Origin of the sequence: Sorangium sp. So ce124, from assembly GCF_051525235.1 — a bacterium.
Classification (GTDB): Bacteria; Myxococcota_A; Polyangia; order Polyangiales; family Polyangiaceae; genus Sorangium; species Sorangium atrum.
The window spans coordinates 8,477,634-8,492,623 of sequence record NZ_CP150312.1; the positions used below are offsets into that span (position 1 = coordinate 8,477,634).

Consider the following 14,990-nt stretch of genomic DNA (forward strand, 5'->3'; position numbering starts at 1 on the left):
GGCTCACTGCGCTGGAGCTCGCTCGCGGGCAGCCGGGGAGACCAGATCCCGTGTTGCGCAACGATCGATAAGGAGCAGCTCCGAGCGGTGGGGGGCTCGAAGCAAGACCTCTCACGGTCGAGCTAGAAGACGCCGCGCATGGCGGCGCCGAGGTGCAGGATCTGGAGCGGCGTGTCCGAGGGCGTGCGGAGGGGGCGCAGCTGGTATTCGAGGACCAGCGCAGGCTGCGCGTCCTCCTCGGGGAAGAGCACGAAATCGAGGCCAGCGCCCGCGTAGAGGTCGGCGCGGAGCGCGTCTCGCTCGCCGCCGACCTCACCGCCCAGGCTCAGAAAGGGATCGATCCGCTCGTAGGCCGTCATCTCGGCGAGGGCGAGCGGCCGAAACTGGCCGCCGAGCGCGAGCACGCCGCCGCCGCGCCCCTCCACCTGCTCGTAGCGGAGCGCGCCGGCGAGCCCGATTCCGCGCACGCTCATCGAGGCGCGCAGGCTCACCCCGCCCGGCTCCGCCCAGTCGCTGATCGCGCCTGCGGCGCCTATCTGGGCCTGGCCCCAGAAGCGGAGCTCATTGAGCGCCTCGACGACGGCGGAGCCCAGGCCGGTGAACGCGGGCGCCGAGTCCGAGGCGCTGGCGGCGGCCGGAGACAGGAGCGCGGCGGCCACGGTCGCGGCGCCGAGGGCGCGCCCCGCGGGCGAGCGCGCGGGGGGGAGGGCGCGGAGGAGGACCTCGTCAAGGGCGGGCGGCGCGGCGGCGCTCATCGCGCGAGCCTATCACCCCTCGCGTGGGCGCCTGAAGGAGCCCTGCCGTTACGGCGGCAACGCCTTGTGGAGCCCCGTTCCCTGGAGAGACGCCCCTTCGGCGACAGCGCCGCGCCGGCTGCTCGGGCCGCCGGCGGTGCTCCTGGTGGACGGGCGTCGCCGCGCCTCAGAGCCCGCAGCTCGGATAGAGGTTGAAGGCGCCGTCCGCGGTGAGCTTCGACGAGATCGACTCCGGGTACGACACACCGTCCGCGTGGCACGTCGCATAACCGGCGGCGTTCGTCGTGCAGTCCGTCTCGTTCGGGAGCGAGCCCTTGCACGATCCGAGGAGGGTGAGCTTGCACGTCGGCGACGAGTCGCAGATGCGCAGCTTGGCAAACTGGCTCCACACATTGCCGCACGCGAGCTGCGCGCCTTCATCCGCGCAGGCATAAGCGACTTCCTGGCCCGGGACGAAGATGTTGCCGAACATGGTCGCGTCCGGGAACGTGTACTGCGCCGGGTTCATCCACGGCGCGTCCGCGAGGCCCGGGTGCTGGCCCACCATGCGGATCGGCACCTCCTCCAGGAAGCCGTTCAAGGTCTGGAGGATACACGCCGTCACCCAGCGCTGCGGGGACGTGGCAGTCATGGCCTGGCTCCGCCACGGCGCCGCGAGGCCGAGCGCCCCCTGGTACACGTAGGAGGACGCGCCGACCACCCCCTTCACCGTCATGTCCGGGCGGAGCGCGCAGCCCACGACATAGTGGAGGAGCTTGCGGCCCTGCGCTGTCTCCAGGAGCGGCGTGTTCACGAGCTTGCCAGCGGCGTCCGCGAGCGGCGCCATGGCGAGCCGCTGGAGCATCTGTATCGTCCGCGGCTCCCAGAGGAACTTCGGATCGTCGCCGTTGGGAAAGACATACGCCTGCTCGACCGACGCCACATCGCCCTCGGCAGCGATGTCCTCCTCGTTGCCGTCGGCCGGCACCGGCGTCACCACGCATCCAAGCGCGAACAGGCACGTACCGAGCAGCGCAGTCACCGGGGTTCCCAAGCTCGACATGATTTTCTCCTGAGGCGACGCCGTGCGGCGCGTCCTGACCGGCTACTTCCAGCTTTCGTGCCAGGCGGCCGACCCCCTGCCGCGCGGGAGGCCGACGCGCGTTTTTTTGACAAAACATCAGCAACATCAAATATTTACAATCTGACCCCGGCGCGAAGACGGATGCCCGGGGGCGTCGGATGGAGGCTCCGCCCCTCACCCGCTGATGCCCGGAGCCGCCATCCGATCCAGCTGAGCCGCGAGCCGCGCCAGCCGCGTGCGGAAGCCCGGCGCCTCGTCGAGCTGCGCTGTCGCTTCCTGGAGAGCACAGGCGGCCTCCAGCGGCCGCCCGCCGGCGATCGCCATCTCGGCGCGCATCGAGAGCAGCTCGACGAGCTCGATCGCCAGGAGACCGCCCCGGCACCGCGACAGCACGTCCTCCCACGGATCGGCGCTCGCGGACGGCTCGCGGGCGCGGAGGCCCTGCTCGCAGAGCGCCAGGTGGAGCGCGCGGTAGAACGCCCACAGCGAGGGCGCCGAGGGGTCGGGCGGGCAGCTCCGCTCGATCCACGAGAGGTGGCGGCTCGCCTCGTCGTGGCAGCGCCTCGAGACGAGGATGCGCGCAAGGAGCAGGGAGCACTCGGGCGCGGCGTGCTCGAAGAACCGCCGCTCGAGCACGTGCGCGCGGCGGGCCAGCTCCAGCGCCTCGTCCCCGTGGTCGCTGGCGTGGAGCAGCTCCGCAGCGTTCAGCGTCACGTGGCGCTCCAGGACGGGGTTTCCGAGCTCGCGCGCCAGCGCGATGGCGTGGCGCATGTCGGCCATGGCGAGGTCGAGCTCGCGCCGCATCGCCCGCAGCGGGATGCGGCACGTGCAGGCGGCGCAGAGGTGAGGCCAGTCCTCGGCGGACGACGCCAGGGCGAACGTCTCGTCGAAGCGGGCGTTCGAGAGGTCGAGCTCTCCCAGCCACATCAAGGCGGGCGACAGCAGGAGGAGCGCGACGATCCTGGTCCCATAGTCGCCCTCGGCCTCCGCGCTGGCGGCGCCTCGCGTGAGGAGCTCGACGGCCTCGGCGACCCGGCCACGCCGGAAGCAGGAGCGCCCCTCGGCGACGAGCACGCGGCCCTCGAGCGAGCGCGCGTGCGCGCCGAGCCGGTCGACGAGCGCGCGCGCGCCGAGCCGGTCGACGAGCGCGCGCGCCTCCTCGACGCGCTCGGCCGAGCGCTCGAACTCGCCCGCCCAGTCGAGCGCGGCCGCCTCCTCGAGCAGCACCTCCGCGAGGGAGCCGCCATCGCCGAGCTCCACGGCGAGCGCCCGCGCGGCCGCGAGGTCGTCCGTGGCCTCGCGCGTCCGGTCGACGCGGTAGCGGCTCTTGCCCCGCCCCGCCAGCGCGCGCGCTCGCCGGCGCGCGTCGTGGGCCGCCGCGAACGAGAGCGCCGCCGTGTAGTGCCGGTCCGCCTCGACGTGGCGGTGCCGCGCGAACGCGAGATCGGCGAGCGTGAGGCACGCGTCCGCCGCCGCCTCCCGCGCCCCGCACCCGCCGGCGTGCCGCGCGAGCGGCGCCAGGAGCTCCGGGCGAGGCCCCTCCGCCTCCACCCTGGCCGTGAAGTAGGCGAGCGCGCGCAGGTGGATCTGCGCGCGCTCCGCCGGGTCGAGCAGCTCGACCACCGCGTCCCGGAAGACGGCGCTCTGGAACGAGTATCGCTCGCCCGCGCCACGCTCCAGGATCGTTTGCTCGACGAGGGCGCTCAGGCCGTAGCCCGCGTCGATGGGCGTGCCGGCGTCCCCCGCCCGGGCGATCGAGTCGAGGATCTGCTCGAGCTCCGAGCGGGCGAACGAGTCGCCGAGCACGGCGCAGAGCCGGACGCACGCCGCGAGCTCCGGCGAGAGCGCGTCGAGCCGCCGCTCCGCGAGCCATTGCCACGCGGGCGACGGGGGGAGGTTGTCGAGCTCGGCCGTGGCGACGTAGTGGGTGCCGGCGTTCACGCGGCGCTTCACGAGGCCGGCCCGCTTGAGCGAGCGCACGAGCTCCGTGAGGCACGCCGGGTTGTTGCCCGCCCAGCGCGCGAGCCGGCGCAGCGTCTCGGCAGGGGGGTACTCCGCCGGCCGCAGCAGCTCGGCGGCGAGCGCCATCGCCGCCGCGTCGTCGAGCGGCGCCAGCGCCGCGCGGTCGTGGCGCTGGGTGCGCGCGCCCCAGGCGCGGCGCACCTGCTCGAAGCGCGGGTGCGCGGCGACGAGCACCCACAGCGCGACGCCGGAGCCGTCGAGCGTGGCGTACTCGAGCGCGTCGACCAGCGCGTCGTCGGCCCAGTGCGCGTCGTCCACGATCACCGCCACCGGCCCGCGCTGGGCGCGCCGGCGCAGCGCCTCGCCGAGCGCCTGGACCACGCCGTGGTGGAACGAGGCGGGCGCGCCGCGCGCGGGCAGCGGCGACCAGCCGAGCGCCGCCGCGACCGACGGCCACGTCGCCTCGCCGAGCGCGGCGCCGAGCCGCTCGCGGCAGAACGCGGCCACGTCCGGCGGCGCCTCCGCGGGTGCGTCGAGGACACGGCCGAGGAGCTCCGCCGCGTCGCGCGCGGCGTCGCCGAGCAGCGGCTGCGCCGCGCGGAGCGAGACAACGAGCGCCCCGGCGTCGCAGCGGAGCGCCGCCGAGGCGGCGTAGGCCGCGAGGCGGCTCTTTCCGAGCCCGGTGTCGCCGATCAGCGTGAACAGACCGGGGCACGTGCCGTCGAAGGCCGCGCGCGCGCTCTCCGCGATCGCCGCGAGGACGTCGTCGCGGCCGGCGAGCGGGACCTCGATCTCGACCGACGGCTCGGCCTCGGCCGAGGCGGGCCGGCTGTCGCCGTCCTCGCGCGCCGGCAGGGCGCGCTCGATCTCGGCGGAGAGGGCGACGCCGGACCACGGCTCGGGCGGCAGCCAGGTCTCGGGTCGCTCCACGGCGGCGCCGTACGCCGAGACCGCGCCCCGCGCCCTGCGGCGGAGGGTGACCGACGCGAGGTGCAGCGCCGCGCGCGCCCCGTGCTTCCCGGCGAGCTCGCGCGCGGCGGCGAGCGCGGCCTGCGCCGGGTGATCGGTGTCCTTGCCGGAGAAGACCGCCACGTAGCGGCTGCCGCGCTGCCGCGTGATGAACCCTTTGCGGCCGGTCACGGAGGCGATGACGGGCGACGCCGCGGCGGTCGTGTCCGCGACGAGCAGCACGACCGAGCTCCGCCCCCCGGCGATCAGCCTGGCACCGGTGGAGTCCGCCGGCGGCGCGGCGCGTGCGGGCGGCGCGGCCGGCGCGCCCGGCGCGCCCAGCCCGGCCGGCGCGAACGTGGCGCGCGCCGCGGCGAGGGCGCGCCGCAGCGCGGGCGCGTCCGACGGGCGGCGCTCGCGATCCTTGGCGAGGCACGCCAGCGTGAGCTCCTCGAGCGCGGCGGGCACCGGCGCGAGCTCGCCCGGACGCTCCGGGCGCAGCGTGAGGTGCGCATGCTCGAGCGAGGCGCCGTCGCCCGCGAAGGGCAGCCGAAGCGTGAGCAGCTCGAAGAGGATGACGCCGAACGCGTACACGTCGGCGCGCACGTCGACCGCCTCGCCGCGGAACTGCTCCGGCGCCATGTACTCGGGCGTCCCCAGGACCACGCCGCTGCGGGTGAGGAGCTCCTCCCGCGCCGCGTCGCCAGGCGTGCGCTCGGAGCGCTTCGTGAGCCCGAAGTCGAGCAGCACGACGCGCTCGTCCGCCGCCCCGGAGCGGCGCTCGATGAAGAGGTTCTCCGGCTTCAGATCCCTGTGGATCGCGCCCCTTCCGTGAGCGGCCTCGAGCGCGGCGAGCACGGCGTCGGCCCGCGCCGCGGCCCAGCCCGGATCGGGCGGGGCGGCGAGGGCGGCGAGCTCCGAGGCGAGGGTGCGGCCGAAGAGCCGCTCCATCACGAGGTAGGGGCGACCATCGTCGAGCCGGCCGAACCTGTGGAACCGCGCCACGTGCGGCGGGCCGATGCGCTCGAGCGCGTCGGCCTCCCGGCGGAAGCGCTCTTCCAGCATCGGCGTGGTGGACATGCCGACCTTGACGGCGACCGGGGCGCCGTCCTCGTCCGAGACCCCCGCCCACACGATCGCGAAGCCGCCCTGCCCCAGGCGCTCGCCGAGCGAGATGCCGGGGACGCGCGGCGGAGCGGGCGCGGAGGGCTCGCCGGGCGGCGGCGTCCATCCGTCGAGGGGGCACGGCGCCATGCCCTCGCGACGCCGGTGACACAAAGGACAGCGATGCACTCGGCCTCTCCAACGCAGGCGCACAGGCGCGCGCGCGAGCGCGCACCACGCCTATGCTATCGTCGCGGGCCAGCATGGCACACGTCGATGACGACACCATCCCCAGCGCGCCGCGCGGGGTGGTGAGCCCCACCGACGAGACGGTCACCCTCTCGGCCGGGGAGGAATCCATCGCGGGTGGCCGGTGCAGCGCCGAGGTGCCCTCGCGCGCCGGAGACTATGTGCTCCAGAGCGTCCTCGGCGAAGGCGGCTTCGGCGTCGTCTACCGCGGCGAGCACGCGACGCGCGGCACGAAGGCGGCGATCAAGGTCCTGCACGCCGAGCTCGCGCTGCACCCCGACGTGTGCCTCCGCTTCGAGCGCGAGGTCGTCGTGATGCAGCGGGTGCGGCACCCGAACGTGGTCGACGTGCTCGACGTCGGCAGGCTGGAGGACGGCCGCCCCTACTTCGTCATGGAGCTGCTCGACGGCGTCAGCCTGGAGACGCACCTCGAGGCCCGCGGCCGGCTCCCGCTGGAGGAGGTGCTCGCCCTCCTCGAGCCGCTCTGCAGCGCGCTCGACGCGGCCCACGCGCAGGCGATCGTGCACCGCGACGTGAAGCCGTCCAACGTCTTCCTGTGCTCGGGCGACATGCAGAGACGCGGCCCCCGCGTGGTGCTGCTCGATTTCGGCGTGGCGAAGCTGCTCGACGCGCCGGGTCCCGCGCTGACCACGTCGCGGCACGTCCTGGGCTCGCCCTCCAGCATGTCGCCCGAGCAGCTCCTGGGCCGCCCGGTCGACGCGCGGACGGACGTCTACGCGCTCGGCGCGCTGGCGTACGCGATGCTCACGGGAGAGCCGCCGTTCTCGGGCGCGTCGTTCCCGGTGCTGCGCCAGCTCCACCTCTTCGCGAGCCCGCCCCGCCCGAGCGCGCAGGCGCGCGTGAGCCCGTCGCTCGACGACGTGGTGCTGCGGGCGCTCAGCAAGGACCCTGCGGAGCGCCAGCCGTCGGCGGGGCAGCTGCTCACCGAGCTGCGCGCGGCCGTCGCGGCGCCGCGGGCGGCGGGCGCGACGGGCGCGGCGCCCCGGCGATCGGCCATCGGCATCCATGTGGAGGTGCAGGCCGACCCGGGCGCGCTCGATGAGCCGACGCCGGACCTGCTCGACGACTTCGAGTCCGTCCTGCCCTTCGCGCTGTCCGAGCTCACGAAGGCGGGGTTCTCGACCGCGGTCGAGACGGGCACGACCGCGCTGGTCACGGCCGACCGGCCCCTCGACCCGGCGCGCGACGAGGCAGCGCGCCGCGACGCGCTCGGCGTGGCGCTGTCGCTGAAGCAGCGGCTCGAAGCGCGCTCGGGGCGCGACCGGCGGGTGCACGTCCGGCTCTGCGTGCACGTCGGCGAGCTCCTGGCGAGCGCGGACGGCACGCTGACGGGCGGCGACTTGCTGGAGCTCTCCGGGTGGGTGCCCGAGGGGGCGGCGGAGGGGCTCTTCGCATCGCCCGCCCTGCTCGACGGTCTCGGCGTCACCGCGCACCCCGCGCCCGTCTCGCCAGGGTCGAGCGCGCTGCTCCGGGTGCTGGAGCCCTGGCAGCGGGCGTAGCCCTCGGCGCCCGCGCCGAGGCGGACTCGACGCGGCGCTCCCCGGCGGGCGGCGGCGCGGGAGGCCGCGAAGCGCCGGCGCCCCCGGATTAAGGCCCAGCGCGCCGATCGAGCGGCATCCTCGCGATCATGAGCACAGACGGCACCGTCTGGTGCTGGGGCTCGAATTCCCACGGCCAGCTCGGCCGCGGCCCGGGTGCGTCGTTCGAGGCGACTCCAGTGCGCATCCAGATCCCGTGGGAGCCGAGGGACTGATTCCGCGCGTCACAAATCCCGCCAGAGAAACCGATCGGACATGAGCAGCCGCCGAAAACAACAGTAATTTCCAATGCTTCCGCCTGTTTCGCCGCCGAGGGCGGCTCCGGTGTGGCCCGACGGGGCGCCCTCCGCCGCTGCGTCGCCCGCGGTGAAGGGCTCGCGGCATCACCGGTCCCACCGTACGGCCACGCTGCGCGCGCTGGGAAGAAAGAATTACCTACTTGCGGGCTCGGACAAGTGGGCTGAACGCCTCGCCATCCGCCCCGCGCCCAGCATCTCGACCCCGGCGAAAGCCGCAAGAGACCAGGCCATGGCGGTTGGTGTGCGGTTACGGCTGAACGTCACGACGTGACGTCCAGCAGGACCTTGCCGACCGCGCCGCTCTCCACCGCCCGGTGCGCGTCGGCGGTGCGATCGGGCGGAAAGCGGACCAGCGGCAGGCCGTGCTCCTCGACCCTCGCGACCATGCTGCGCACGGACGCTGCAAGGACCGAAGCCGCAAGGACGCAAGGGGCTCGAGCGAGAGAGCGCACGCGCGTCTACTGGAGTTTGTGGAGCAACTCCGTGTCCTGGTCGCCCAGCAGGTAGGTGGCGATGAAGGTCGCGGGGGCCGAGCTGGAAGCGTTGTCGAAGCGCTCGATGGGCGCGCTCGCGGGCTCGAAGATCGTTTGCCCTGCCGTGTAGTACCTGGCCGGTTGGCCTTTTACCTGGAATAGAATACGCCCTTCGGTCACATAGCAGACGACCGGACCGGGGTGCGTGTGCGGCCCTGCCTCGAACCCAGGGGGCAACGTCAGCCGCTGCACCTCGACGCGAGTCACGGCCTTCCCGCCCGCGACCGCGTGAGTTCCAAGCGAGGCTCGCTCCAGGACCGAGTCCCGCGTGCATCCCGCGCCGGCACAGAGCAAGGCTGTCGCCATCGCGAGCGCAGCCCGGGAGAGGCGGCGCCCGCTCCCGGGGAGCGCGCTCCCCGGACGCCGCGTGCGACGAGGGCTGTCGGCGAGATCGCGAGGGAGGTCCCCTTCGCGCAGCGGCGGCTCGCCGTTCCGCCGTGAGACGTGAGCGAAACGCATAGAGTGTGGGTCCTTGTGCTCTGTCAGGCGGCTCCGGCTCGCCTTGACGCCACCAGCATGACGGAGCACCATCATGCTGAAAATCAGGAAGTTTGGTACGGAGAGTTCAGCAAAACGGGACGGTCGGCATGCAGCGCGTCACCTTCGATCTCGACGTGCTGCGCAGCTTCGTCACGGGGATGGAGCTGGGCAGCTTCGCCAAGGCGGCGAACCGGGTGGGCCGGTCGACCTCGGCGGTGAGCGCTCAGCTCAAGAAGCTGGAGGAGCAGGTGGGCACGCCGCTCTTTCGCAAGGCCGGGCGCGGTCTCGCGCTGACGGAGGCGGGCGAGACGATGCTGGCGTACGCCCGCCGCCTGCTCGATCTGAACGACGAGGCGGCGGCCGCGGTCCGCGGCGTCGATCTCGAGGGCTGGGTCCGGCTCGGCTTGCAACAGGACTTCGGTGACGTGCTGCTCTCCGAGGTGCTCGGGCGGTTTTCGCGCGCCCACCCGAGGGTGCGGATCGAGGTGCGGGTCGCGCGCAATGCGGAGCTGCTCGAGCGGGTCACGTCGGGCCGGCTCGATCTCGCGCTCGCGTGGGGCGACGGTATGGGCGCGCCGCACGGCGAGCGTCTGGCCGAGCTGCCGATGCGCTGGATCGGGTCGGCCGCGGGGTGCTCTGCGTGGACCGGGGCGGAGGGCGAGCCGCTGCCGCTCCTGGCCATCGAGGCGCCGTGCCGGTTCCGGGATGCCGCCGCGGCGGCGCTCGATCGCGCTGGCATCCCGTGGCGGCTCGCGTTCACCAGCCCGGACCTGGGCGGGCTCTGGGCCGCGGCGGCGGCAGGACTCGGGTTCACCGTGCGCACGCCGATCGGCCTGCCCGCCGGCGTGCGGGCGCTCGGCTCCGGGGAGGCCGGGCTGCCGGCGCTGCCCGCGCTCCCCCTGGCCCTGCACAAAGCAGAGGCGGAACCGGGGCTCCCGACCGCCCGCCTCGCGGCCCTCGTGGTGCAGGCGCTGCAACGTCCCGTCGAAATCGCTCGTGGAGTCCAGCGCGAAGCCCTCGTGGAGGGCCGCGAACGCATCGCTCCCCTCGAGCACGTTGGCCGCCTGGTCCGGAAACCGGAGGCGCAGGTCAGAGGCCACAGGCACCTCGACCTCCTCGGCGCAGCCGGGCCCCGCGGCGGACGCGGTGCCGAAGGCGGTGCCGAAGAATGATGTCATGAGGTTCTGTATCAGAAGCTGAAGCGATGCTTTGTACCGAGTCATGGGATCCTGCATCACAACGAGCCGGTGCCCGCTTCAGTGCTCGCCGGTCTTGCCGAGCTCGGAGGCCAGGCGCGCCGTGCCGTCGCTTCGCATCGCGAGTGTCCGCGCGGTTGACTCGAACGGTTCCGGCACGACGCCGACGCAGCCGTGCGGCTCGTCGCCGAGACGCGCATAGGCCTCTCAGCGACTCCTGACGACGCGGTTGGAGCGGGGGTGGGACGATTCAGAGGGGGCGCGTGCTGATTCGATCAGGGCGAGCGGGACGGGGGGAGCGCGCCTCGGGGAGGGGGCCGGGGCATTTGCCTGGGGGGCGCCCGGACAGCGTACGCGCGGAGCCGCCGGGCTTCGGCTTCACGACCTGCGTGCACGCCGACGCGAGCGCGGCCGAGAGGTCGCCGACCGACTGAGATCCAAGGAGACGCACATGACCATCACCCTGCACAGCCTGACGACCGGGACCTTCATACCACCCGCAAGGCTCCGGCAGCGCGTCCATGCGAGCGGCGCGCTCGACGGTTCGCCCCGGCGGGACAGTCCCGCCGGGATTTCTGCGACGATGCGGCGGACGCGGGCGGGATATCAATAATTTCAGTCTGTTCTGTCTGATTCACGGCAGAGCGCGCGCCCTGCGCGAAGAGCGGAGAAGGCGAGAGCGGGGCGCGGCGCCTCAGAAGGCGGCGTCACGGTGCTTCGCCTTGTACTCCGCCTTGTACAGATCATGGCAGGCCTTGCAGCTCGCCTTGGCGCCGTCGATATCGCCCTTCTTGGCCTTCTCCGCGCCTTCCTTCGAGATCGCGACCCACTTCGACATCCCGGGCGGCGGCTTCGACGCCACATAGTCCAGCGCCGACGCGATCTTCGCGCCGTCGCCGCTCGTGGTCGCCGACTGCATCACCGTCTTCATCCAGCCCTGCATCGGACAGGCCTTCTGTCCTTTTGCGCCACAGCCGAAATCCTTCCCCTCGGCGACCGATGCGGGGACGTCCGCCGCCTCGCCCGCGGCCCACGCTGCGCCCGCAAAGCCGCCGGCAATGCCAATGCTGGCGCTCATGATCATGGCCCCCATCAGCTTCATGCTCATCGACATCTGACGTCTCCTGGTCTGGTGAAAAGCAAGCTCAACCACCCCATCGCAGCACGAAATGTGATCGTTCACATTGCCGACGTCAATCCAAATCGGCCGAGGATGGGGCGAGCTCTTGGCCGGACCGCGCGCTCGAGTCGACGCGCACAAGAGGCGATACCCAGGGAGCCGGCCGCCCGCGGCCTCGAGCGCCAGCCGTCCGTTGACAGGTCGGCGCGGGTCCGCGCAGGTCGGCGCAGGTCGGCATCGAGCGCATCGGGCCGGCGATCACCGCGGTCCGGCGCTCGCCCCGCCCCGTGACGCGGCGCTCCGGATGAGCCCGCCGGCGCTGTCCCCCCTTCGGGATCGAGGATCCGCTCGGGCCGGTCGATTGGGTTTGACACCAGAAATGTGATCGTTCACATTTCGAAAGGGAATACTTGTTCTTTGCCATGGGTGGGTCGTCCTGCGTGCCTTTGCGCGGGCCATCCCCCCATCTGATGGGCGCCTCCGTCGAGTCAGCACCAGGGGTGCGGGGCGCCGGTAATTCCGCTCGCGAGAGGATTCAACGTGCGCCTTAACACAACGTGGTACCGAGCAAGAAGAATGACCCTGTCGGCGATGGCGCTGGCCACCGCCGCCGCGATTCCGTCCCCCGCTCGGGCGGACAACCCGATCGTGCAGACCTCCTACACGGCCGACCCCGCTCCCATGGTGCACGAAGGCAGGTTGTACCTCTACACGTCACACGACGAAGACGTGTCGGTGAACAACTTCTACACCATGAACGACTGGCACTTGTACTCTACCACGGACATGGTCAACTGGACCGACCACGGCACGCCCGCGGGCTACAAGACCTTCAGCTGGGGAACCGGCGACGCGTGGGCGCCGCAGGGTATCGCCAGGAACGGCAAGTACTATCTGTACGTACCGCTGAACAACGCCACCGGCGCGAAGATCGGCGTGGGCGTATCGGACAATGTGGCAGGCCCGTTCATGGACCCGCTGGGAAAGGCGCTGGCCCAGCAGGGATCCGGCAACATCGACCCGACGGTGTTCGTCGACGACGATGGCCAGGCCTACATGTACTGGGGGAATGGCACCCTCCGGTACGTGAAGCTGAACTCGGACATGATCACCACCTCGGGAAACATCACCAACGTGGCGTTGAATGGCTTCACCGAGGGGCCGTGGTTCTACAAGCGAGGGTCGCTGTACTACATGGTCTACGCCGCCATCGCCGGGAGCGAGAAGATCAGCTACGCGACCAGCAACAGTCCGACCGGGCCCTGGAACATCCGCGGCGACGTCATGGACGCTGGCCGCACCTTCACCAATCACCCCGGCGTCGTCGACTACAAGGGGCACTCGTACTTTTTCTATCACAACAGCGCATTGCCGGGCGGCGGTGACTTCAAGCGCTCGGTGTGCGTGGAGGAGTTCAAGTACGGCGCCGACGGCAGCATCCCGAAGCTCACGATGTCCACGAATGGACCGCCCGCCATCGCCACGCTGGATCCGTTCAAGCAAGTCGAGGCCGAGACCATCGCCTTCTCGTCAGGGCTCAAGACCGAGGTGTGCACCGACACCGGCGGCGGCATGAACGTCACGTCCATCAGCAATGGCGACTACATCAAGGTGAAGGACGTCGATTTCCTGGACGGCGTGACCTCCTTCGAGGCTCGGGTGTCGTCCGCAGCCGGCAACGCGAAGATCGAGCTTCACCTCGACAGTCAGAACGGCACGCTGCTCGGGACGTGTGACGTCTCGGGCGCGACGTCCTGGACCACCAAGACCTGTGCGGTCAGCGGGGGCAGCGGGAAACACGACTTGTTCCTGAAGTTCGTCGGTGGCGGCGGCGACCTCTTCAAGTTCAACTGGTGGCGGTTTACCGGACCCACCATGCCGGGTGACGGGGGCGACGGAGGCGGCGGAGGCGGCGGAGGCGGCTCGGACCCGGGAGCGGGCGGCAGCGGTGGCAGCGACGGCGCCGGGGGCGCGACGCCGGGCACCGGCGGCAGCGCCGTCGCCGGGGGCACGACCTCGGGCAGCGGCGGCTCGGTCACCGGAAGCACCAGCGGAACGACCGGCACCGCTGGCTCGGGCAGCAGCGGCAGCGCCGGATCCTCCGGTGGGAACGACGCGGACGGCGACGACTCAGACGGCTCGTGCGCTTGCCGGACGGGCGCGAGCACCGGGAACGGCGGAAGCGCCGTCGCCCTCTGGCTGGTCGCTTCTGCGCTCGTTCTCGGGCGTCGGCGCCGGTAGGCGCTCGCGATCCGGTCGCTGATCGCTGCGAACGGCGGCCGGCATCGCTGGCCAGGTTGGCGAAATCGAACAGGCGTTTGCGGGACTGCGCCTGAGCGGCAGCAGCGGCGAGGTCCCGGCGCAATCCCGCAAACACCTGGATCCGCGAGCGCGCCGGGGGCTCTCGTCAGCGCACGAGGGGCTCCGAGGCGCGCTTCAGGCCGGTCAGCGCCCTGTAGCGGGCGGCGATGGCCTCCAGCTCGCCGGGGGCGAAGACGTCCTCGATTCGGTCGAAGCCGTCTGGCGCGCGCTCATAAGCGATCTGCAAGCACTGCTCCGGACCGTTGCGGCGATTGGCCGCGACGATGGCGGCGGTGGCGGGCAGGCGCTCGGCCTCGTAAGCGGCCAGCGCTTCCACCGGATCCGCATGGGCGGCGAGCGCGCGGACCAGCGCGCGGGCGTCCAGGATGGCCTGGCTCGCCCCGTTCGAGCCGTTCGGATACATGGGATGGGCGGCGTCGCCCAGCAACGTCATGCGCCCATGGCTCCAGCGCGGCAGGGGATCGCGGTCGACAAGCGGAAACTCGTAGATCGCCTCGGCGCCCCGGATCAGGTCGGGCACATCCAGCCAGCCGAAGCGCCAGGCCTCGAACCTGGGCAGGAAGTCGGCGGGGTCGCCCAGCCGGTTCCAGTCCTCCCGTCGCAGGCTCCTGGCGACCGCGAGATCGGCGGCCCAGTTGATCGTCTGGCGGCCGTCCGGCCCCGGTGGGGAAATCGGATAGGCGACGAACTTCTGGTCCTGATGCCCGGCAATGATCATGCTGGCGCCGGTGAGGAAGGGCGCCGCCAGGGTGGTCGCCCGCCAGAGCATGCGACCGCCGTAGATCGGCGGCCCCTCGTCCGGATAGAGGCCGGCGCGCGCCGCCGAGTGGATGCCGTCGGCGCAGATCAGGAGGTCGGCGGAAACCTTCCACGCCGCGCCCGCGCGATCGTGGAAGCGCGCCACGATGCGGCCCTCGCCCTCGTCGTGGCCCGAGAAACGCCGATCGCAGAGCACCCGATCGGTGCCCAGCCGCTCGACGGCGGCGTCGAACAGCACACTTTGGAGGGCGCCGCGGTGGAGGGACAGCTGCGGCGTGGCATGACCCGCGAAGCGGCCGCGCGGCTCGCCCCAGATGCGCTGGCCGAAGCGGTTGAAATAGATAAGCTCGCGGGTCGCCACTCCCTGGGCCAACAGGGCCTCGAAGAGACCCAGCTCGCCCAGCACCTCGAGGGCGTGGGGCAGCAGGTTGATGCCGACCCCGAGCGGCAGGACGGTGGGCGCCGCCTCGAACACCGTCACCTCATGACCCGACGCGTGCAGCGCCAGAGCCGCGGCCAGGCCGCCGATCCCGGCGCCCGCGACGATCACTTGCATAGGTCCTCCCGTAGACATGCGGCTCGACGCCGCCCCGTGTTGAAGCCGCCGCCCTCTCGATCGCCGGCACGGCGGCCGCGGAGCG

11 protein-coding genes are annotated in these 14,990 nt (G+C 72.4%); 4 read left to right on the forward strand and 7 right to left on the reverse strand.

From position 1 onward, the window contains the following. Positions 1-122: 122 nt before the first annotated feature. The 3 genes from WMF19_RS31545 to WMF19_RS31555 form a co-directional block, all read right to left on the reverse strand. The gene (locus WMF19_RS31545; protein WP_437893780.1) at positions 123-755 is read right to left on the reverse strand and encodes a hypothetical protein; all 633 of its coding nucleotides are present in this window, start codon (positions 753-755) and stop codon (positions 123-125) included. A 166-nt stretch (positions 756-921) separates the two neighbouring features. After that, positions 922-1,797: a hypothetical protein gene (locus WMF19_RS31550; protein WP_437893781.1), complete on the reverse strand. Its 876-nt coding sequence runs from the start codon at positions 1,795-1,797 to the stop codon at positions 922-924. 195 nt (positions 1,798-1,992) lie between these two features. Beyond that, a complete protein-coding gene (locus WMF19_RS31555) occupies positions 1,993-5,982 on the reverse strand; it encodes a protein kinase domain-containing protein (RefSeq protein ID WP_437893782.1) in 3,990 nt (1,329 codons plus the stop codon). Positions 5,983-6,095: 113 nt separating this feature from the next. Here WMF19_RS31555 and WMF19_RS31560 point away from each other — a divergent pair, with 113 nt between their 5' ends. Beyond that, a complete protein-coding gene (locus WMF19_RS31560; RefSeq protein WP_437893783.1) occupies positions 6,096-7,601 on the forward strand; it encodes a serine/threonine-protein kinase in 1,506 nt (501 codons plus the stop codon). A 125-nt stretch (positions 7,602-7,726) separates the two neighbouring features. Then, the gene (locus tag WMF19_RS31565) at positions 7,727-7,855 is read left to right on the forward strand and encodes a hypothetical protein (protein WP_437901698.1); all 129 of its coding nucleotides are present in this window, start codon (positions 7,727-7,729) and stop codon (positions 7,853-7,855) included. A 344-nt stretch (positions 7,856-8,199) separates the two neighbouring features. On the opposite strand, the gene WMF19_RS31570 is transcribed toward WMF19_RS31565, so the two are convergent. Beyond that, on the reverse strand, positions 8,200-8,334 hold the full coding sequence (locus WMF19_RS31570; protein ID WP_272101981.1) for a hypothetical protein: 135 nt from the start codon (positions 8,332-8,334) through the stop codon (positions 8,200-8,202). Positions 8,335-8,397: 63 nt separating this feature from the next. Next, positions 8,398-8,679 (reverse strand): cupin domain-containing protein, encoded by a 282-nt coding sequence (locus tag WMF19_RS31575; protein WP_437893784.1) that lies wholly within the window; start codon positions 8,677-8,679, stop codon positions 8,398-8,400. A 380-nt stretch (positions 8,680-9,059) separates the two neighbouring features. Between WMF19_RS31575 and WMF19_RS31580 the strand changes: the two genes are divergently transcribed. Continuing rightward, positions 9,060-10,124 carry a LysR substrate-binding domain-containing protein gene (locus WMF19_RS31580; protein WP_437893785.1) on the forward strand — a complete coding sequence of 355 codons (1,065 nt, stop codon included), beginning with the start codon at positions 9,060-9,062 and terminating at the stop codon, positions 10,122-10,124. A 718-nt stretch (positions 10,125-10,842) separates the two neighbouring features. On the opposite strand, the gene WMF19_RS31585 is transcribed toward WMF19_RS31580, so the two are convergent. Beyond that, positions 10,843-11,262, reverse strand: coding sequence for a hypothetical protein (locus tag WMF19_RS31585; protein ID WP_437323609.1), 420 nt, complete (start codon positions 11,260-11,262; stop codon positions 10,843-10,845). A gap of 582 nt (positions 11,263-11,844) precedes the next feature. Between WMF19_RS31585 and WMF19_RS31590 the strand changes: the two genes are divergently transcribed. Beyond that, positions 11,845-13,509: a glycoside hydrolase family 43 protein gene (locus WMF19_RS31590; RefSeq protein WP_437893786.1), complete on the forward strand. Its 1,665-nt coding sequence runs from the start codon at positions 11,845-11,847 to the stop codon at positions 13,507-13,509. 166 nt (positions 13,510-13,675) lie between these two features. On the opposite strand, the gene WMF19_RS31595 is transcribed toward WMF19_RS31590, so the two are convergent. Then, a complete protein-coding gene (locus WMF19_RS31595) occupies positions 13,676-14,905 on the reverse strand; it encodes a flavin-dependent oxidoreductase (protein ID WP_437893787.1) in 1,230 nt (409 codons plus the stop codon). Positions 14,906-14,990: the final 85 nt, after the last annotated feature.